Origin of the sequence: Achromobacter aegrifaciens (genome assembly GCF_902859965.1) — a bacterium.
GTDB classification, from domain to species: Bacteria; Pseudomonadota; Gammaproteobacteria; order Burkholderiales; family Burkholderiaceae_B; genus Achromobacter; species Achromobacter aegrifaciens.
In genome coordinates this window covers 1151259-1169505 of the sequence record NZ_CADIKO010000003.1, presented here as the reverse complement: position 1 = coordinate 1169505, position 18247 = coordinate 1151259, and the positions used below count along the sequence as shown (strand labels likewise).

The window sequence follows — 18247 nt, the reverse complement described above, 5'->3', positions numbered from 1 at the left end:
GACCTGCCCAACTTTGCCGGGTGATTGGCGCGATTTGGGCCAGATGGCGGCATTTGGCCGCCCCCGCCGGGATCAGGGCTGGATCCCCACGCCCCAGGCCGTCCAGTAGCTGTCGCGCAGGCGCAGCCAGAAGCGCTCGCCCTCTTCCCCGGCAACCTTGCGCAGCGAACGGCGCAGGCGTTCCAGGTTGGCCTCGCGCTGGCGGTCGGACAGGGAACCTTGCGTGCCGCGGTCGAAATCGATCAGCCAGATGCGACCGTCGCTGCCCACCAGGATGTTGAAGGCATTGAGGTCTGCATGCCAGACGCCCGCCCGGTGCATGCGCACGATGGCCTCGGCCGCCGCCTGCCAGACCGGCTCGGCCAGCACGTGGGCCAGCGGCCGCACGCCGGGAATGCGCTCGACCACGATGGCGGCGCGGTAGATCGGACCTTGCCGCCAATAGGCGGCGGCCAGCGGCGCAGGCACCGCCAGGCCCTGGGCGCGCATGGCGGCCAGCAGGCGGTATTCGCGAAAGCTGCGGGTGCGGGCCTCGCCGTTCCAGAGATAGGCGTCGCGGCTGATGCGCGCGATCATCCCGCCGCGGCGGTAGCGGCGCAGCACGCCCTGCCAGCCCGCCCCCTGCACGAACCAGGCGGCCTGGCGTCCGCCGGCATCCACCGGCCGCGCCCGGTCGCCATAGTGCGCCGGGTTGAACAGGTCCGGGCCGGCTTCTGTCAGGCGCGAGGGATCGCTCAGCATGGCTCCGCCCAGGGGGCCGGACCAGGCCTGGCGCCGTTCACCGGATCGGGAATCGCCTTCAGCCTTCACGATTGCGCATCCAGTCGGCTACGCCGTAGAAGGACTGCAGCAGGCGTTCGACCAGGGCCGGTTCGATCCCCTGGTCTTCCATGGCCCGGCCAATGCAGGTCACCCACTGGTCGCGCTCGACCTCACCGATCGAGAACGGCAGGTGGCGGGCGCGCAGCCGGGGATGGCCGAAGCGTTCTATATAGTGGTCCGGGCCGCCAAAGTAACCGCAAAGAAACCAGAACAGCTTGTCGCGCGCCTGGTCCAGGCTGGGACCATGGGCCGCCCGCAGCTCCTTCAGGTCGGGCTCCATGTCCATTAGGTCATAGAAGCGGTCCACCAGGGCGCGCACGCCCGGCTCGCCGCCAAGTAGGTCAAAAATGCTGCTGGAGTTTTCCACGGGTTCGGTAATCGTATGGACGCGCGTCGGCATCAGGTTTCTCGTAGGGTGACCAGGGGCGGCGTGCGCAACACGCCGCGCAGGGCCAGGGCGCCGCCGGCCCAGGCGCCCAACATGCCCGCGGCGATGCCCGCCAGCCACGGCCAAAGGCTAAGAGTAATAGTGAAATCAAAGACCTGCGTTGACAAAGCCCAAGCGATTGCGGTGGCGCCGGCCGCTGCCAGCAGACCAGCCAGGCCACCCACGGCCCACAGCTCGATGCGCTGGGAGCGCGCCAGCTGGCTACGGGTGGCGCCCAGAGCGCGCAGCACGGCGGCTTCGCGCATGCGCTCGTCGCGCGTGGCCGTCAGCGCCGCGGACAGCACCAGCACGCCGGCGGCCAGCGTGAACAGGAACAACAGTTGAACGGCCTTCCCCACTTCGTTCAGTACTGATTGCAGCTGTTGCAGGATGGCGCCTACGTCGAACACCGTCAGGTTCGGGAACTCGCGCACCAGCGCGGGCAGGACCGAGGCCTTTTCGGGCGGCAGGTAGAAGGACGTGATCCAGCTCTGGGGCATGTCGGCCAACGCGGCGGGCGTCAGGATGGCGAAAAAATTGACGCGCATCGTATCCCAATCGACCCGTCGGGTGCTGGTGACTGCCGCCTCGACCTGCTGCCCCGCCACATCGAAGGTCATCTTGTCGCCCAGCGCCAGGCCCAGGCTCTTGGCCAGGCCTGACTCCAGCGACACCTCGGACGCGCCCGGCTCCAGCCAGCGGCCCTGCTCGATACGGTTGGAAGACGGCAATTCGTCGCCATAGGACAGGTTGAACTCGCGGTCCACCAGCCGCTTGGCGCGGGGCTCCTCGTAGTCGTCCGGCCCCACGGGCTTGCCGTTGATGGCGATCAGCCGCCCGCGCACCATCGGCGCCAGCGTGATGCGGCCCAGGCCTTCGCGGGTGAGCGCGTCGGTCACGGCCTGGCGCTGGTCCGGCTGCACATTGATGAGGAAACGGTTGGGTGCGTCCGGCGGCAAGGTCCGCTGCCAGCCCTGGATCAGGTCGGTGCGCGTCATGGTCAGCAACAACAGCGCCATCAGGCCCACCGCCAAAGCGCACACCTGGGTGATGGTGGCGGCGCGCCGGCGCACTACGCCAGCCAGCGCGAAACGCAGCGCCGGCAGGCCGGCGGCCAGCCGGCGCACGCGTGCCAGGCCCAGGATGCAGAGCCAGGCCACCAGCGCGAACACGGCGAAGGCTCCCAAGAAGCCGCCCGCCACCACGCCGCCCAGCTTGGCGTCGCCGGCAAACCACCAGATCAGCAGTGCGAAGCCCGCGGCCCCCAGGACATAGCCCAGGGCGCTGCGCGCGCTGAGCGCGTCGGCGTCGCGGCGCAGCACCCGGGCCGGCGGCACGTGGCGCAGCTGGGCCAGCGCCGGCAAGGCAAAACCCAGCAACAGCAAAAGGCCGGTCAACAGCCCCTGCAAGGCCGGGATGGCCGAGGGCGCAGGCAAGCTGGTATCGATCAGCGAACCCAGCAGCATGACCAGCACCTGATGCACCGCATAACCCAGCAGGCAGCCCGCGGCCGACGAGAACAGGCCGACCAGGGTGAACTCCAGCGTCAGCATGCGCGACACTTGCGACTGCACCGCCCCCAGGCAGCGCATGACCGCGATGCCGTCGCGGTGGCGCGTCATGTAGCGGCCGGCGGCCAGGGCCACGGCCACGGCCGATATCAGCACCGCCAGCAGCGCGACCAGCGACAGGAAGCGCTGCGCCCGGTCCAGCGTGCGGCGCACTTCGGGCCGGCCGGACTCCAGGGTGGCAACCTTCTGGCCGCGCTTCAGATTCTGCTTGAGCCACGTCGAGTAGCCCGCCACGGCGTCGGGCTGGCCCGCAACCAGCATGGCATAGCCGATGCGGCTGCCCGGCGCGATCAGGCCGGTGGCGGGCAGATCGCTGGCGCGCAGCAGCACCCGCGGCGCCACGTTGACGAATTGCATGCCACGGTCCGGCTCATAGGTAATGACGCGGTCCACCCGCAGGTGGGCGTCACCCACGTTCAGCGTGTCGCCCACCTTCAGGTTCAGCAGGGACAGCAATTGGGCGTCCACCCAGACCGCCCCTTCAGGCGGAATATCGCGAGTCGGGGCATCGGGTTCGAACGGTGCGCCCGCCACGCGCAGGGCGCCGCGCAGCGGATAGCCCGGCTCCACCGCCTTCAGCGCAGCCAGTTGGGTGCCGTCTCCGGCTCCGACCATGGAAGGAAACTGCCAGGTACTGGAGACGGCCAAACCGCGTTCGCGGGCCTGATCCATGAAGACCGCTGGCACCGGCTCGTCGGCGTCCAGCACCAGGTCGGCGCCCAGCATCTGCCCGGCGTCGCGCTCCAGCGCCCGGCCGACCCGGTCCGCCAGGAAGCCGACGCTGGTCACCGCGGCAACCGCCACGACCAGCGCCAGCACCAGCAGCCGCAGTTCCCCGGCGCGGGCGTCGCGCATCATCATCCTGGCGCCCTGGCGCAAGGTGGACCAAAAACCTGGGCGCCTGGCCCGTGACGTATCAGGGAAATCCATCATTCCACAATGTTAACCAACGGCCTAGATCGGGGCCGAATCCCGATATCATCCCGGGGCGGGAGGCTAAGCCACCCATAAAGATACTCAAAACCTGGAGAAGACGATGCGTAAATCCTGGCTTGCCGCCACGATACTGGCCGCCTGCACGGCCGCAACCGCCCTGCCCGCCGTGGCGCAGAACACCCTGAAGATGGCCTACGCGCTGTCCACGTCCTCGCACTATGGCGCCGGCGCCGACGCGCTGGCCAAGTCCATCGAAGCCTCCACGGGCGGGAAGTACAAGGTACAGCAATTCGCCAACAGCGCGCTGGGCGGCGAACGCGAAGTGATCGAAGGCCTGCAGATCGGCACCATCGACCTGGCCATCGTGTCCACCGGCGCCACGCTGAACTTTGTTCCCGAAACCGGCGTGTTCGACATCCCCTTCCTGCTGCGCGACCTGCCGCACGCCCGCAACGTGCTCGACAGCAAGATCGGACAAGATATGCTGGCAAAGTTCCCCAGCCGCGGCATCATCGCCCTGGCCTGGGGCGAACAGGGCTTCCGCCACCTGACCAACAACGTCCGCCCGGTCAAGACGCCGGCCGACGCCAAGGGCCTGAAGATCCGGACCACGGAAAACCCGATCCACATCACGGCCTTCCGCCAGATCGGCATCCTGCCGACCCCCATGGCCTGGCCTGAAGTCGCCACCGCCCTGCAGCAAGGCACCATCGACGGCCAGGAGAACCCGCTGTCGGTGATCACCTCGGCCAAGCTGTCGCAGATGCAGAAATACCTGTCCTTGACCGGCCACGTCTACGGCCCGGCCCTGGTGCTGATGTCGGCCAACGTGTACGAGGGCCTGTCGGCCTCGGACAAGGCCAACTTCGACAAGGCTGGCAAGGAATCCGCCCAGGCCATGCGCGCCTACGTGGACAACATCGAGAAGACGGGCGTCGAACAACTGAAGAAGGAAGGCATGCAGGTGACCGAAGTGGACCGCGCCGCCTTCGCCGCCGCCGTCGAGCCCGCCTACCCCGAGTACTACAAGAAGTTCGACAAGAAGCTGATCGACGCGATCCGCGACACCAAGTAAGCAGGGGTCGCCCCGATCCGGGGCGCATCCCCTTGGCGGCGGGATCCCGGTCCCGCCGCTTTTGTTCCCATCCTTTGCGTACAACGCCAACGGGATTCATCATGCGTTTGCTCTGCGCCTTCGACCGCGGCCTGTTCAAACTGGTCTCGGTCCTTGCCCAACTGCTGCTGGTGGCCGCCGCGGCCGCCGCCTTCTACCAAGTCATCGCGCGCTTCGTGCTGCACTCCCCGGCCGACTGGAGCGAGGTGCTGACCCGCGCCCTCCTGATCTGGACCGTGCTGCTGGGCGTGGCCCTGGCCTTTCGCCACGGCGCCATGATCAGCGTGGAACTGCTGCGCAACCTGCTGGGCGGCACGCGCCGCCGCGTGCTCGAAGCCGTGATCGGCCTGATCTGCGCCGGATTCCTCGGCTTTCTGGCCTGGATTGGCGGCAACATGACCTACCGCGTGCGCTTCCAGACCGTGCCGAGCCTGGACATTTCGATTTCCTGGATCTATCTGGCCATCCCCGTGGGCGCCACCCTGGCCGCCATCGCCGTGCTGGCCCGCTGGTGCGCCGGCGAAGAAGACGACGTGCCTGTGCGCAACGACGCGCAAGGCTGAGCCGCCCCCCACAGAACATAAGCAGCAGATATCGCCATGTCCCAATTAATGATTGTCTCGATGCTGATTTTCTTCGGGCTGTCCGTGCCGGTCGCCGTGTCGATCGGCCTGGCCAGCCTGGCGGGAGTCGGCGCTGCCGGCCTGCCCTGGGTGGTGGTGGCCCAGCAACTCTTCGCCGCGCTGGACAAGTACCCGCTGGTCGCCATCCCCTTCTTCATCCTGGCCGGCAACCTGATGGAAGCCGGCGGCATCTCCGAACGCATGGTGGAGTTCGCCAAGAGCGTGGTGGGCGGCATCCAGGGCGGCCTGGCCTGCACCTGCGTGCTGACCTGCATGATCTTCGCCGCCGTGGCCGGCTCCAGCGTGGCCACCACCTTCGCGGTGGGCGCGATCCTGATTCCCGCCATGATCCGGCACGGCTACCCGGCGCCCTTCGCGGCGTCATTACAGGCCAGCGCGGCGGAACTGGGCGTGATCATCCCGCCTTCGATCCCGATGATCCTGTTCGCGGTGTCCACCGACACCTCGACCGGCGAACTGTTCATCGCCGGCGTCATGCCGGGCATCCTGATCGGCGTGGCGCTGATGCTCTACGTCTGGCTCTACGCCAAGCGCAACAACCTGGGCAAGCGCGACGGCGAAGGCCGCCTGCCGCTGTGGCCTGCGTTCAAGAACGCCTGGCTGGCGCTGATGATGCCGGTCATCATCCTGGGCGGCATCTACGGCGGCATCTTCACGCCAACCGAAGCCTCGGTCGTGGCAGTGATGTACGCCGTGGTGGTGGGCAAGTTCATCTACCGCCGCCTGAGCTTCAAGCAGCTGTCCGCCACGCTGCACAAGTCGGTGGTGTCGACGGCGGTGATCATGTTCGTGATCGCCAATGCCGGCATCTTCAGCTTCCTGCTCAACCGCGCGGGCATCCCGGACGCGCTGGGCGTGTGGCTGGCGCAGATCTTCGACACCAAGTTCACCTTCCTGATGGGCGTGAACGCGGCGCTGTTCGTGATCGGCATGTTCATCGAAACCTCGGCATCCATCGTGGTGCTGGCGCCCTTGCTGCTGCCGGTGGCGCTGAAATTCGGCGTGGAGCCGGTGCACTTCGGGATCATCATGGTGGTGAACCTGGCGCTGGGGATGATTACGCCGCCGTTCGGCGTGAATCTTTTCGCGGCTTGCGCGGTGGCCAAGTTGCCGTTGGAGAGGTTGATCAAGCCGTTGATTCCGTTTGTGGGGGTGGTGATTGTTTGCCTGATGGTCATTACTTATTGGCCGGGGTTGTCGCTGGGGTTGCGGGATCTGGTCTACGCTAAGTAGGTCTGTTTGCAGGTTCTGTTGTAGTGGCGGGCGTCAGGGCTTCTTCGTAGGCCGCTCGCCGGCGCGGGCGCCTTGGCGGCGAGCGCCCACGATTGCGGTCCGGAGCCTTCGCTCCGGACTGCCCCTTCGTCATCTTCGTCCGGGCCTGCGGCCCTCCCTTCAGATTCCCTCGGGCGCATCGAGGTTGCTCGCCGCCAAGGCGCCCGCGCCGGCGAGCTACCGAATTCTTGGCCTGTTGCGCTGCTAGACCTGTGGTTGGTGGCGAGTCTTGCGTTGCCCGCTGCTTGCGGCCGCGCGGGCGGCCGCAAGCAGCATACGTGTTGATGGGCGTCGTGGCTGTCTGCGCTTGCGCGAATACGGGGAACTGTTTGCTAATGGCACCTGCATCTGGGGTGTGGGCGGTGATGGGTGGCGCGCGGCGAGCAGCCGTTCACGCATCGAGATCCGTTCGCGCGCGCCACCCATCCGGCGTCGGAGTTGACATGGCGATTTGGCCGACCTGTACTCATTGGCGGCGGAGTTGAAATGCCAATTGTTGGCCCACTGTGTATTGGCATCCGAAATCAACCACCAACAGTGCGCAGCGTCATTGCAAATCGCAAGACACCGCGTAAGCCCCACGAGGCCGCCCGGGCGGCCGGCATGGGGCGGGCCCCGCAAGACCCGCCATCTCTCACCGCCCGTGACCAGAACGCCAAGAACACCGCCCCCCCCCGATTGACGTCAAGTTTCAAACGCCGGAGCCAGCCGCGCCGTGGGCCTGGGGCGAGCGGGGCGTCGATAAGCCCGAGGGAATCTGAAGGAACCGCCGAAGGCGGTGACGAAGATGACGACGGGGCAGTCCGGAGCGAACGCTCCGGACCGCAATCGTTGCCCCGCTCGCCCCAGGCCCACGGCGCGGCTGGCGCCTTAAGAACCAGGACGCAACAAGCAAACAACGATCAAGCGGCCCGCACCACATCCCAAGCCACCGCATGACACCGTAACTGCCGCCCGCCCACCCCGACAACCACCGGCGCCTCCATCTTGCACTGCTCCCGCGCCATCGAACACCGAGGATGAAACGTACACCCCGACGGCGGCAAGATGGGATTAGGCACCTCACCCCCCATCGGCTCCCGATCCCGCCGCGGATCATCCAGGTCCGGAATCGTATCCAGCAGCATCCGCGTATACGGATGCTGTGGCGAGTCGAACAGCTGATCCGCAGGCGCCTGCTCCACGATGCGCCCCAGATACATCACCGCCACGCTGTCCGACACGTGCCGCACCACCGACAGGTTGTGGCTGATGAACACATAAGTCAGCCCGAACTCCTTCTGCAGATCCCCCATCAGGTTCAGGATCTGCGCCTGCACCGACACATCCAACGCCGAGGTCGGTTCATCGCACACCAGGAATTCCGCCTCCGTCGCCAGCGCCCGCGCGATCGAAATCCGCTGGCGCTGGCCGCCCGAAAACTCGTGCGGAAAGCGGCCGGCGTCGCTGGCGGACAGGCCAACCAGTTCCAGCAGCTCGTCCACCCTTCGTCGCGTTTCCGCCGGCGTGGCTCGCAAGCCCAGCGTCGTGATCGGTTCGGCCACGATATTGCCCACCCGCCAGCGCGGATTCAGGCTGGCGTAGGGGTCCTGGAAGATCATCTGCGGATGCAGCACGCCACCCTTGCGGTTGCGCCCGTAGCGCAGCGTTCCGCGCTTCGGCGCCACCAGCCCAACCAGCAGCTTCGCCAGCGTGGACTTGCCGCAGCCCGATTCGCCCACAATGCTCAAAGTTGTACCGCGCGGCACGGATAGCGACACCCCGTCCACCGCCTTCAAGGTCTGCTCGGGCTGACGCGACAACGTGCGTTCCAGCCAGGGCGGCGACACGTCGAACCAACAGGCCAGGTCATCGGCCCGCAACAACACATCATCGTTAAGCGGCATGGGCGACTCCTCCTTGATGCAGCCAGCAGGCGCTGACGGTGGCGCCGGCCGGAGATGCGGCCAGCGGCGGGCGCTGCTGGCCGCAACGCGGCCCCGCCATCGAGCAACGCGGGTGGAAAGCACAGCCGTCGGGCATGGCGTGCAGGCGCGGCATGGCGCCGTCGATCTGGTTCAACCGGGCAGCGCGCTGGCGCAGGCCGGGAATCGCATTCATCAGGCCCTGCGTGTACGGATGGCCCGGGCGGCGCAGCACGTCCAGCACCGGTCCGATCTCGACGATGCGCCCCGCATACATCACCGCCACGCGGTCCGCGGTCTCGGCGATCACGCCCATGTCGTGCGTCACCAATAGCACCGAAGTGCCCTGCTCGCGACACAAGCGCCGCAACAGCGCCGTGATCTGCGCCTGCACCGACACGTCCAGCGCCGTGGTGGGCTCGTCGGCGATGATGAGCGCCGGCCGCGCCGCCAGGGCCAGCGCAATCACCACGCGCTGGCGCATGCCGCCGGAGAACTGATGCGGATAGTGATCGATGCGCTTGTCCGCCGCCGGGATGCCCACGGCCAGCAGCAGCTCCAGCGCCCGCTGGCGCGCGGCCTGGGCGCTCACCTTGTCATGGTGGCGGATCGTCTCGACCAACTGGTCGCCCACCGTGAACAGAGGATGCAGGCTGGTCAGCGGATCCTGGAAGATCGCGCCGATTTCCTTGCCGCGCAAACGCTGGCGCGCCTTGGGCGGCAGGTTGTCGATGCGCCTGCCCGCCAGGTGGATCTCGCCGCCGCCCAGCCGCCCGGGCGGCTCCAGCAGGCCGATCACCGCCATGCCGGTCAGCGACTTGCCGGCGCCGGATTCGCCGACCATGCCCAGGATCTCGCCCGGCTGGATGTCGAAACTGATGTCGCGTGTGGCGACCAGGACGCCGTGGCGCGTCGGGAACTCGACCGACAGGCCGCGCACCGACAGGGTCGGCGCGGTGTTGGCCGCGGCCGGCGGCTGCGTGGAGTTGGGAACGAGGGCCATCATGACGGACTCCTTGCGGGACGCGGATAGCTGGAGGAAAAAATCTGCTCGGCCGGCGGATGCCCCCAGGTGCGGTCAGGGTAGCGGGCCACCAGCCCGTCGAACTGCGTCTGCGCCTGCTCTTGCGCCAGGCGCGCATCGAAGCCGGGGATCCGCCCGTCCACCATGACGAAGCGGCCGTCGATCACGACCTGCGACACGTCGCGCCCGCTGCCGCTCACCATCAGCGTCTGAATGGGATCGATCAGCTGGCCGTTGCGGTCGTGCGAAAAATCGAACACCACGATGTCGGCCTTGGCGCCCACGGCCAGCCGGCCCAGGTCCGGACGGCCCAGGGCGTCAGCCCCGCCCACGGTGGCGGCGTCGTAGTAGTCCTCGGAGCGGACCGCCTCGGTCGAGCCGTCGGCCACCCGGCACAGCATCATGCCCACCTGCATGTTCAGGACCATGTCGGGCGGCCAGGTGTCCGTACCCATGCCGATGTTCACGCCCAGCTTGCGGTAGCGCGCGAACGATTCCAGCGTGGCGCCATGTCGCCCCGACACCAGCGGGCAATGCACGATGCTGGCGCCGGCGTCGCGGATGATCTCCAGGTCGCGCCCGGGCCGTTCGATATGGCGCGAACCCGACACATAAGTGCCATGCGGCAGCAAAGCGCGCTCGGACAGGAAGTCCAGGCTTTGCAGCCATTCCGGCGGGCTCATGCCATGCTGCTCCAGCACCAGGTCGTACTCCAGGCGCGACTGGCAGCAATGCAGCCGGATCGGGATATTCCGCTCGCGCGCCGCCGCAGCCGATGCGCGCAACAGCGCAGGCGTGCAGGTTTCGATGCGGTCGGGCGACAGCATGGCGCGCACGCGGCCGCTATGACGGCCTTCGATTTCGTCGCAGAAGGCCAGGGCCGCCTCCAGTCCCGCCAAGCCGCGCGCCTCGTCGTAATGACAGCGGATCGTGCCGCCGGCGTCCACATATGTATGGCCGCTGCGATAGGCCGGTCCCAGGTAGACGCGCAGGCCCAGCTCGCCGGCGGCATTGGCCGCAGACAGGAATTCATCGCGGGTCTCGCCCCAAACCCGGTAGAACAGCGACGCGATCGGCAGCGCCGTCGTGATGCCGTTGCGTATCAGCTGGGCAAACGCGTAGCGCTTCTGGAATGCAAGTTCGGCCGCCGTATACATCTCGTACGGCCCCCGCTTCATGTAGGTCTCGGGCCAGATGCGGCCCTTCTTCCAGGCGGGCGAGTTGTCGAAGCCCAGGATGGTCGTGTCCAGGTCGGACAGCGCATCCAGGTCCACGAAACCCGGGCCGATCAGCGCCCGGCCATAGTCGCGACGCTGCGCGACCTGCCCCGGGTAGCGGTGGCCGACGTAGACGATGCGGTCGCCCTCGAACACCACCTCGCCGTTCTCGTACAGGCAATGGCGGCCGTTCTCGTGGCCCACCACCCAGCGGGCGGTCAGCAGGATGGGACCTTGCGGCGCGCTCATCACGGCGCCTCCGCCAGCGCCCGGCCGTTGCGCGCGACCACGCGCCCGCCCTTGACGACCAGCTTGCGTTGCGGGCGCGATACGATCGCTTCGGCCACCGTCTCGGCGTCCACCAGCACGAAGTCGGCGTGGCAGCCTGGCGCCAAACCGTAGTCGGACAGGCCCATGACCTGCGCATTGCCGTAGGTCGCCACGTGCAGCGCCAGATCCAGCTCGTCGTCGCGACGGAAGTTGTTGCGCAGGCCCACCAGCATGGTCCGTTCCAGCATGTCGGGCTTGCCGTAGGGACCCCAGGTATCGCGCATGCCGTCGTTGCCCGTGCAGACCGTGACGCCGGCCGCGTGCAGCTTCGCCACATTGGGCACCGGCCGCGAGGCCGAGCCCGTGGTCATGATGTGCACACCGGCCTTCAGCAAACCTTCCGTCAGGGCCTGCACCGCCTGCGTGTCGGGCATGCCCAGACAGAAGGAATGCGACAGCGTGACCTTGCCCTGCATGCCCAGCGCCAGCACCCGGTCTATGGTCATCTGCATCGAGAACGCGCCGAGTTCGCCCGCTTCGTGCAGATGGATGTCGATGGGCTTTCCATGCCTCTGTGCAAGCCCGAAGATGGCGTCCAGATGGCCCTTGGGATCGCGGTCCATGCTGGCCGGGTCCAGCCCGCCCACCACTTCCGCGCCCATGCGCAAGGCCTCGTCCATCAGTTCCAGCGTGCCCGGGCGGATCAGCAGCCCGCTCTGCGGGAACGCGACGATCTCCACGTCGATCTGGTCGCGATACTGTTCGCGCGCGCGCATCACGCCTTCGATCGCGCCCAGTCCGATGTCCGTGTCCACGTCCACATGGCTGCGGATATGGCTGGTGCCGTCGCCGATCGACATCACCAACTGGCGGGCCGACTGGCGGTACGGATCGATGCCCAGGCGCTTCTTCTCGGCGCGCTCGTTCTCGATCTTGTCGATCAGGCGCGGGCCGACCTCGTTGCGGTACCAGGGCATGCCGTACATGGTCTTGTCCAGGTGCGCGTGGGCGTCGATCAGGCCCGGCAGCATCAGCGCGCCGCCCCCGTCCACCACCGGCACGCCGGCGGGCGCCGGCCCGCCCAGCGCCTGGATGCGGCCGTCGCGCACCAGCACCGAGGTCATCTCGCCGCCGGCCGGGCGGACTTGGGTATACAGCGTTGCGTTTTCCATGGTTCTACTCTTGTCGGTTTGCGTTCAGCGCAGGCGGGGGTTCAGGGCGTCGCGCAGCCAGTCGCCCAGCAGGTTCACCACCAGCACGATCAGGCTCAGGTACAGCGCGGGAAACACCACCACCCACCACTGCCCCGAAAACAGGAACTGGTTGCCCAGGCGGATCAGCGTGCCCAGCGACGGTTCGGTGGGCGGCATGCCCACGCCCAGGAAGCTGAGCGTGGCCTCGATCAGGATCGCCAGGCCCAGGTTCAGGGTGGCCGTCACCATCACCGGCGTCAGCGTGTTGGGCAGGATGTGCGTCAGCATGATGCGCAGCGAACTCACGCGGATCAGGCGCGCCGCCTGCACGTATTCCTTGCCGCGCTCCACCAGGGCCGAAGCCCGCACCGTACGCGCGTATTGCACCCAGTTGGTCATGGAGATGGCCAGGATCAGGATCACGGCCGACAACGTTTCACGCATGCCGGGCGGCAACAGCTGGCGGAATACCGCCGTCACCAAAATCGCGACCAGGATCGTCGGGATGCTCAGCAGCGTGTCACCCAGGCGCATCAGCGCGTTGTCGACCCAGCCGCCGAAATAGCCCGCCGCCAGCCCCACCAGCAGGCCGATGGCCAGCGACAGCACCACCGTGGCCAACCCGATCACCAGCGACATGCGCGAGCCGTACAGGATGGCGGACCAGACATCGCGGCCCTGCGTGTCCGTGCCCAACAGGAACTGCGGGTCCGAGCCGGCCTCCCACACAGGCGGCAGCTCCGCGTTCAACAGGTCCAGCTGCGCCAGGTCGTAGGGATTCTGCGGCGCGATCCAGGGCGCGAACACGGCCAGCAGCACCACCGCCAGCAGCACGATGCCCGCGCCCATGGCCACATAGTCCCGCCTCAAACTCCACCAGAGGTCGCTCTGCAGGAAGCGGGCAAGCCGGCCCTGCCCCGTTGCGGAAAATGGCTTAGTGAGCATTGGCGCCTCCCTTGACGTGCTGGCTGCGCAGGCGCGGGTCGACCACGCCGTACATCATGTCCACCAGCGTGTTCAGCGCCACGAAAATGAAGGACACGATCACCAGATAGGCGGCCATGACGGGGATGTCCACGAACATGACCGATTGGATGAACAGCAGCCCCATGCCGGGCCACTGGAAGACCGTTTCGGTAATCAGCGCGAAGGCGATCAGGTTGCCGATCTGCATGCCGGTCACGGTGATCACCGGCATCAGGCAGTTGCGCAGAGCCAGCCGGAAATGCACGATGCGATCCGGCAGGCCGCGCGCGCGGGCGAACTTGATGAACTCGGTGCGCAGCGTCTCCAGCATCTCGGCCCGCACCAGGCGCATGATGAGCGTGATCTGGAACAGCGCCAGCGTGATGGACGGCAGCACCAGCGCGGCGCGGCCCGAGGGCGTGAGCAGGCCGGTGGTCCACCAGCCGATCTTCACCGTGTCGCCGCGCCCAAAGCCCGGCAGCCAGCCCAGCTGCACCGAGAAGATCAGGATCAGCATGATCCCGACCACGAAGCTGGGCAGCGATATGCCCAGGATGGAAACGAACTGCAGCGCCTGCGCCAGGTGCGACTTGCGGTAGATGGCGGTCAGCACGCCCAGCGGCACGCCGATGACCAGCGACAGCAGGGTCGCCATCAGGACCAGTTCGAACGTGGCGGGGAAGCGTTCGGCCACCAGCGCAAATACGTCCTGCTGGTTGCGGTAGGAAATGCCGAACTCGCCCTGCGCCGCGTTGGTCACGAAGTGCACGAACTGCATGCCCACCGAGGCGTTCAGACCCAGGCGTTCGCGCAATTCATCGCGCTGCGTCTGCGAGGCCTGCTCGTTGAGCATCATGTCGACGGGGTCGCCGACGAACCGGAAAATCACGAAGGCCATCAGCGCCACCGCCAGCATGACGCCGACCGCGTTGAAGACCCGTCTCACTATGAATGCCAGCATGTGCGGCTCCCCTTCAGACCCTAGTCATACGCAGGACCGCCGGCGGGCGGCGGTCCGCGGCGTTACTGCATGCGCACGGTCCACAGGCGCGCCTTGTTGTCCGGCATCTGCAGCACCTCGCCCACGTTCTTGCCCACGGCCCAGGCCATCGGCTGCTGGTGCAGCGGCAGGAAGCGCGCGTCGTCATGCAGCGTCTGCAGCACGTCGGCCATCATCTGCACCCGCTTGGGACGGTCCATCTCGGCCGCGGCCGCGTCGATCCTGGCGTCCAGCGCCGGATCGCCCCACTGGCCCCAGTTGAAGACGCCGGCCGGGCCGCTGCGGCTATGCATCACCTGCAAAAGGATGGACAGCGCGTCGATCTGCGGCTCGTTGGCCCAGCCGTGGATGGTGATATCGAACTCGCCGCGCGAACGCTTGGGGTTCTGCAGGGAACGCGGCCCGCTGGCCAGCGAGGCCTTCACGCCGATGCGCGCCCACATGGAGGCGGCGGCCTGGCAGATTTCCTCCTCGTTGACGAACATGTCGTTCGAACAGAGCAACGACACCGTGAAGCCGTCCGGGTAGCCGGCCTCGGCGAGCAGCTTCTTGGCGCGCGCGGCGTCGAACGGCAGGCGCTCTTCCTGCTTGGGCTCGTAGCCCGGGATGGACGGCGCCACCAGTGCGCCCGTGGTACGCGACAGGCCGCGCATCACGCGTTTCTGGATCAGCTCCGGCGACAGCGCCATGTACAGCGCCTGGCGCACCTTCAGGTCCTTCAGCGGATTCTTGTCGGTGATGTTGGAGCCGACCAGCTTGTCGCCCAGGTTGAAGCCAAAGTACAAGGTGCGCAGCTCGGTCGAGGCCAGCACCTTGACGTTGGACGCCGCGCGCAGCCGGTCCAGGTCCTGCAGCGGCGCGTTCTCGGTGAAATTGATGTCGCCCGACAGCAACGCCGCGACCCGCGTGGGCGCGGACGCAATGGGCGTGAATTCGATGCGGTCCAGGTTGTGGCGCGGCTTGTCCCACCAGGCGGGGTTGACCACCAGCACGGTGCGCGTGTCCGGGCGGTACGACTCCACCTTGAAGGGGCCGGTGCCGTTGGCGTTATGCGTGGCATAGCCTTCGATCTTCTTGGCGGCGTCGGTGGGCTTCAGGCTGTTGTTGTCCACCAGCCATTGGCGGTTGAAGATGAAGATGTTGGTCAGGTCGTTGAGCATCAGCGGATACGGATGCGTCATTTCGATGTCGACGGTGTAGTCATCGACCTTGCGCACCGCCTTGAAGGCCGGCAGGTTGCCCTTCAGCGGCGAGGCTTCGTCCGAAACCCGCGTCATCGACGCCACCACATCGTCCGCCGAGAACGGCGCGCCATTGTGGAACTTCACCCCCTTGCGCAAATGAAAGCGCAGCACCGTGGGCGACGGCGTCTCCCAGGACTCCGCCAGCGCGGGCGTGATGTTGAACTTGTCGTCATAGCGGATCAGCGCTTCATACACATGGTTCAGGAACGCCAGGTTGAAGGTGCTGCCGTAGGAATACGGGTCCAGCGAATCCAGGTCCCGCGCCGCGCCCCACTTCAGCGTGTTGGCGGCGCTGGCCCCCGTGATGGCCGACAGCGCGATCACGGCGCCCGCGGTCCACTTGAGCAAAGTCTTCATGGCTGCAACTCTCCCTTGTGTATCGGTCTGAACTCGCCGGGGTCGAGCCCGGCGCGGTGGGTAAGACGAAAAGACTAGGAATGCGCGCCCTGGCCGATCAGCGACAGCCGCTGCGCGCGCTCCAGGGACGCCAGCGCCAGCACCTGGGCCAGGGCGGCGCGATAGGAATCGATGATGGGCACGGCCGGCAGGCGCGGCAGGCTGGGCAGGTAGCCGGCCAGCGCGGCGCCCGCCACGATCACCACGTCCGCCCCCTGCGCCACTGCGGCGTCCAGCGCACGGCTGACGTGCAAGGCCGACTCGGCCGAACGCGACACGTAGTCCAGGGCATTGCCCGGCAGGGCCAGGATGCCGGCGCAGCGGGACTCCAGCCCCAACTGGCGGATCTGTTCGCGCAGCATGCCCGGCCAGCGCTGCCCCACCGTCACGATGGCGTAGCGGTCGCCGCGCTGCATGGCGCTCAGGATGGAGGCCTCGGCCATGCCCACCACGGGCACGTCCAGGCGTTCACGCACCGCGCCGATGCCGGGTTCGCCAAAGCAGGCCAGCAGGCAGGCGTCGAATCCGCCGTCAGGCGCCTCGCCTGTCGCGCGCTCCACGACGTCCAGCACGGCATGGGCGGCAACGGCCGCCTCCGCGCGGCTGGCGATGTAGGCGGGGCCGAACCCGGCGGTGACCGCATGGATGCGGACCATGTCCCCGTAAAAGGCCTCGGCCTGGCTGGCCAGGCTGGTCGTCAGTTCGGACGTGGTGTTGCCATTGACCACCAGCAGGCGGTAAGGCGCGGAAAGGGACGGCTCGGTTGCGGCGGCCTGCGGTACAGCGGACATGGATCAGCCTTTGTGAATTTGTATACAAACAATCGAACCATTAAAGAACAATCGGATCAGTTTTGTATAAAAATTTGTATACGATTTATGTCGCCAATGTACTCCGCACAATCTCGCAAACAAGCTATCGCTAACCCTTAGCCCCGGGTGTAGTATGCTTTCCAGCACAGAGAAAAATGCGCGCCGGCAGCGCCTGCCAGACCATTCCAACACCCAGAAAAGCGCGCAGGCATAGGAGCCAACAAGAAGATGAAGTCCCTCGCGCCGGCGGCCGACGAGTCTGCCAAGAAAGACATCAGCCGCAACGAAATCGTATACAAAAATTTGCGCAGAGCCATCATCGAGCAGGCTCTGCTGCCCGGCGACAAGCTGCCCGAGGACATCATCGGCGAACGTTTCGGCGTCAGCCGGACCATCGTCCGCAGCGTCCTGACGCGCCTGTTCAGCGAAGGATTGGTGGATTTGCGGCCGAACCGCGGCGCCGCGGTGGCCCGCCCCAGCCTGGAAGAAGCGCACGACATCTTCGAGGCGCGCCGCTGCCTGGAACGCGACGTGGCGCGCCGGCTGTTGCAGCACATCACCGAGGCTGGACTGGCCAGGTTGGAACAGCACGTGGCACAGGAAGAGGAAGCCCGCAAGCGCAACAGCGCCAACGAGTCCATCCGGCTGTCAGGCGAGTTCCATATCCTGATGGCGGAGCTGTCGGGCAATGCGGTGTATGCGCGCTACGTGAACGAGATCGTGTCGCGCTGCTCGCTGATCCTGGCGCTTTACGGCCGGCCGCACTCGAGCGAATGCGCGGTCAGCGAGCACATGGAGATCGTGGCGGGCCTGCGCGCGCGCGACGAGAAGCACGTGCTGCATCTGCTGGAGCACCACCTGGAATCGGTGACCGCGCGCGCGCTGCTGACCGCGGACGGCCAGGGCGTGCGCGATATCCGCAAGATCCTGGACCGCTACGGCACCTAGGGGCGTGCGGCGTCCCCCAACGAAAAAGCGCCCGGTGAGGGCGCTTTTTTGGTTGGGGAGGCTAGATTTCGCGCTCTTCCGTCTTGAGGTTATTGTCGCGAGCGAAATCCACCACGAACTTGTACGCCAGCGGTTCCAGATCGCGCAAACGCAGATCGACCACGATCCCGCGCACGCCGTCGATCACGACGGGCAGCACATAGGGCGAATAGGTGAGGTGGTTACCGGCACAGCCGGCGGGCCGGAATTGTGCCATTACGCCGGCGAGCCGTTCCGCCCAATCGCTGGGGCGAAAGCGGCTACCGCTTTCGGTAACGCCATGAATTACGAATTGTCTGACGCGAGTTGCCATGAGTTCTTCACTACAGCGCGCCCTTCACGAAAGCCGGATCTTCGGCGTGATCAAACATGCGCCCTGCGCCGCGAATTGTATATGATTGATCCTTTGCCCTCTTTCAAAAAGCGATTCGCCTGGGAAAACGAGCTG

16 protein-coding genes are annotated in these 18247 nt (G+C 66.8%); 4 read left to right on the top strand and 12 right to left on the bottom strand.

Going from position 1 to position 18247, the window contains the following annotated elements; translation table 11 throughout:
* Positions 1 to 72: 72 nt before the first annotated feature.
* Genes HV793_RS24420 through HV793_RS24410 form a run of 3 tightly spaced genes read right to left on the bottom strand, consistent with a single transcriptional unit; the run spans position 73 to position 3753 of the window.
* On the bottom strand, positions 73 to 810 hold the full coding sequence (locus tag HV793_RS24420; protein ID WP_119450500.1) for a 3-deoxy-D-manno-octulosonic acid kinase: 738 nt from the start codon (positions 808 to 810) through the stop codon (positions 73 to 75).
* Positions 800 to 1222 (bottom strand): group II truncated hemoglobin, encoded by a 423-nt coding sequence (locus tag HV793_RS24415; RefSeq protein WP_054451157.1) that lies wholly within the window; start codon positions 1220 to 1222, stop codon positions 800 to 802. The genes HV793_RS24420 and HV793_RS24415 overlap by 11 nt, the downstream gene beginning before the upstream one ends.
* A complete protein-coding gene (locus tag HV793_RS24410; RefSeq protein ID WP_175214042.1) occupies positions 1222 to 3753 on the bottom strand; it encodes an ABC transporter permease in 2532 nt (843 codons plus the stop codon). Before HV793_RS24410 ends, HV793_RS24415 begins: the two co-directional genes overlap by 1 nt.
* A gap of 103 nt (positions 3754 to 3856) precedes the next feature.
* On the opposite strand from HV793_RS24410, the gene HV793_RS24405 reads away from it, so the two are divergent.
* The 3 genes from HV793_RS24405 (at position 3857) to HV793_RS24395 (ending at position 6747) form a co-directional block, all read left to right on the top strand.
* The gene (locus tag HV793_RS24405) at positions 3857 to 4831 is read left to right on the top strand and encodes a TRAP transporter substrate-binding protein (protein WP_175214041.1); all 975 of its coding nucleotides are present in this window, start codon (positions 3857 to 3859) and stop codon (positions 4829 to 4831) included.
* A 101-nt stretch (positions 4832 to 4932) separates the two neighbouring features.
* Entirely contained in the window at positions 4933 to 5433 is a 501-nt protein-coding gene (locus HV793_RS24400; protein ID WP_054451154.1) for a TRAP transporter small permease, read from the top strand.
* A gap of 36 nt (positions 5434 to 5469) precedes the next feature.
* A complete protein-coding gene (locus HV793_RS24395; protein WP_054451153.1) occupies positions 5470 to 6747 on the top strand; it encodes a TRAP transporter large permease in 1278 nt (425 codons plus the stop codon).
* A 941-nt stretch (positions 6748 to 7688) separates the two neighbouring features.
* Here the strand turns inward: HV793_RS24395 and HV793_RS24390 are convergent.
* The 8 genes from HV793_RS24390 to HV793_RS24355 all read right to left on the bottom strand — a co-directional run bounded on the left by HV793_RS24390 (position 7689) and on the right by HV793_RS24355 (position 16791).
* Positions 7689 to 8672 carry an ABC transporter ATP-binding protein gene (locus tag HV793_RS24390; RefSeq protein ID WP_175214040.1) on the bottom strand — a complete coding sequence of 328 codons (984 nt, stop codon included), beginning with the start codon at positions 8670 to 8672 and terminating at the stop codon, positions 7689 to 7691.
* The gene (locus HV793_RS24385; protein ID WP_119450505.1) at positions 8662 to 9696 is read right to left on the bottom strand and encodes an ABC transporter ATP-binding protein; all 1035 of its coding nucleotides are present in this window, start codon (positions 9694 to 9696) and stop codon (positions 8662 to 8664) included. Before HV793_RS24385 ends, HV793_RS24390 begins: the two co-directional genes overlap by 11 nt.
* Positions 9693 to 11180, bottom strand: coding sequence for an amidohydrolase family protein (locus HV793_RS24380; protein ID WP_175214039.1), 1488 nt, complete (start codon positions 11178 to 11180; stop codon positions 9693 to 9695). Before HV793_RS24380 ends, HV793_RS24385 begins: the two co-directional genes overlap by 4 nt.
* Complete coding sequence (locus HV793_RS24375; protein WP_175214038.1) at positions 11180 to 12373, bottom strand: amidohydrolase family protein; 1194 nt, start codon at positions 12371 to 12373, stop codon at positions 11180 to 11182. The genes HV793_RS24380 and HV793_RS24375 overlap by 1 nt, the downstream gene beginning before the upstream one ends.
* A gap of 24 nt (positions 12374 to 12397) precedes the next feature.
* Positions 12398 to 13339 (bottom strand): ABC transporter permease, encoded by a 942-nt coding sequence (locus tag HV793_RS24370; protein WP_175214037.1) that lies wholly within the window; start codon positions 13337 to 13339, stop codon positions 12398 to 12400.
* On the bottom strand, positions 13329 to 14321 hold the full coding sequence (locus tag HV793_RS24365) for an ABC transporter permease (RefSeq protein ID WP_175214036.1): 993 nt from the start codon (positions 14319 to 14321) through the stop codon (positions 13329 to 13331). The genes HV793_RS24370 and HV793_RS24365 overlap by 11 nt, the downstream gene beginning before the upstream one ends.
* A gap of 62 nt (positions 14322 to 14383) precedes the next feature.
* Positions 14384 to 15961, bottom strand: a complete 1578-nt coding sequence (locus tag HV793_RS24360) for an ABC transporter substrate-binding protein (protein WP_119450508.1) — start codon at positions 15959 to 15961, stop codon at positions 14384 to 14386.
* A gap of 74 nt (positions 15962 to 16035) precedes the next feature.
* A complete protein-coding gene (locus HV793_RS24355; protein ID WP_125473254.1) occupies positions 16036 to 16791 on the bottom strand; it encodes an aspartate/glutamate racemase family protein in 756 nt (251 codons plus the stop codon).
* A 249-nt stretch (positions 16792 to 17040) separates the two neighbouring features.
* Here HV793_RS24355 and HV793_RS24350 point away from each other — a divergent pair, with 249 nt between their 5' ends.
* Positions 17041 to 17760, top strand: a complete 720-nt coding sequence (locus HV793_RS24350) for a GntR family transcriptional regulator (protein WP_054451138.1) — start codon at positions 17041 to 17043, stop codon at positions 17758 to 17760.
* Between the two features lie 61 nt (positions 17761 to 17821).
* Here HV793_RS24350 and HV793_RS24345 read toward each other — a convergent pair whose 3' ends face one another.
* Positions 17822 to 18112: a DUF3579 domain-containing protein gene (locus HV793_RS24345; protein WP_013392635.1), complete on the bottom strand. Its 291-nt coding sequence runs from the start codon at positions 18110 to 18112 to the stop codon at positions 17822 to 17824.
* Between the last annotated feature and the right edge of the window lie 135 nt (positions 18113 to 18247).

What these genes read in the sequence shown, in the direction of transcription:
- HV793_RS24370 (WP_175214037.1), bottom strand. Translation starts at nt 13,339, where the DNA reads ATGCTCACTAAGCCATTTTCCGCAACGGGGCAGGGCCGGCTTGCCCGC.
- HV793_RS24405 (WP_175214041.1), top strand. Translation starts at nt 3,857, where the DNA reads ATGCGTAAATCCTGGCTTGCCGCCACGATACTGGCCGCCTGCACGGCC.
- HV793_RS24360 (WP_119450508.1), bottom strand. Translation starts at nt 15,961, where the DNA reads ATGAAGACTTTGCTCAAGTGGACCGCGGGCGCCGTGATCGCGCTGTCG.
- HV793_RS24365 (WP_175214036.1), bottom strand. Translation starts at nt 14,321, where the DNA reads ATGCTGGCATTCATAGTGAGACGGGTCTTCAACGCGGTCGGCGTCATG.
- HV793_RS24350 (WP_054451138.1), top strand. Translation starts at nt 17,041, where the DNA reads ATGAAGTCCCTCGCGCCGGCGGCCGACGAGTCTGCCAAGAAAGACATC.
- HV793_RS24385 (WP_119450505.1), bottom strand. Translation starts at nt 9,696, where the DNA reads ATGATGGCCCTCGTTCCCAACTCCACGCAGCCGCCGGCCGCGGCCAAC.
- HV793_RS24390 (WP_175214040.1), bottom strand. Translation starts at nt 8,672, where the DNA reads ATGCCGCTTAACGATGATGTGTTGTTGCGGGCCGATGACCTGGCCTGT.
- HV793_RS24400 (WP_054451154.1), top strand. Translation starts at nt 4,933, where the DNA reads ATGCGTTTGCTCTGCGCCTTCGACCGCGGCCTGTTCAAACTGGTCTCG.
- HV793_RS24395 (WP_054451153.1), top strand. Translation starts at nt 5,470, where the DNA reads ATGTCCCAATTAATGATTGTCTCGATGCTGATTTTCTTCGGGCTGTCC.
- HV793_RS24345 (WP_013392635.1), bottom strand. Translation starts at nt 18,112, where the DNA reads ATGGCAACTCGCGTCAGACAATTCGTAATTCATGGCGTTACCGAAAGC.
- HV793_RS24375 (WP_175214038.1), bottom strand. Translation starts at nt 12,373, where the DNA reads ATGGAAAACGCAACGCTGTATACCCAAGTCCGCCCGGCCGGCGGCGAG.
- HV793_RS24410 (WP_175214042.1), bottom strand. Translation starts at nt 3,753, where the DNA reads ATGATGGATTTCCCTGATACGTCACGGGCCAGGCGCCCAGGTTTTTGG.
- HV793_RS24415 (WP_054451157.1), bottom strand. Translation starts at nt 1,222, where the DNA reads ATGCCGACGCGCGTCCATACGATTACCGAACCCGTGGAAAACTCCAGC.
- HV793_RS24355 (WP_125473254.1), bottom strand. Translation starts at nt 16,791, where the DNA reads ATGTCCGCTGTACCGCAGGCCGCCGCAACCGAGCCGTCCCTTTCCGCG.
- HV793_RS24380 (WP_175214039.1), bottom strand. Translation starts at nt 11,180, where the DNA reads ATGAGCGCGCCGCAAGGTCCCATCCTGCTGACCGCCCGCTGGGTGGTG.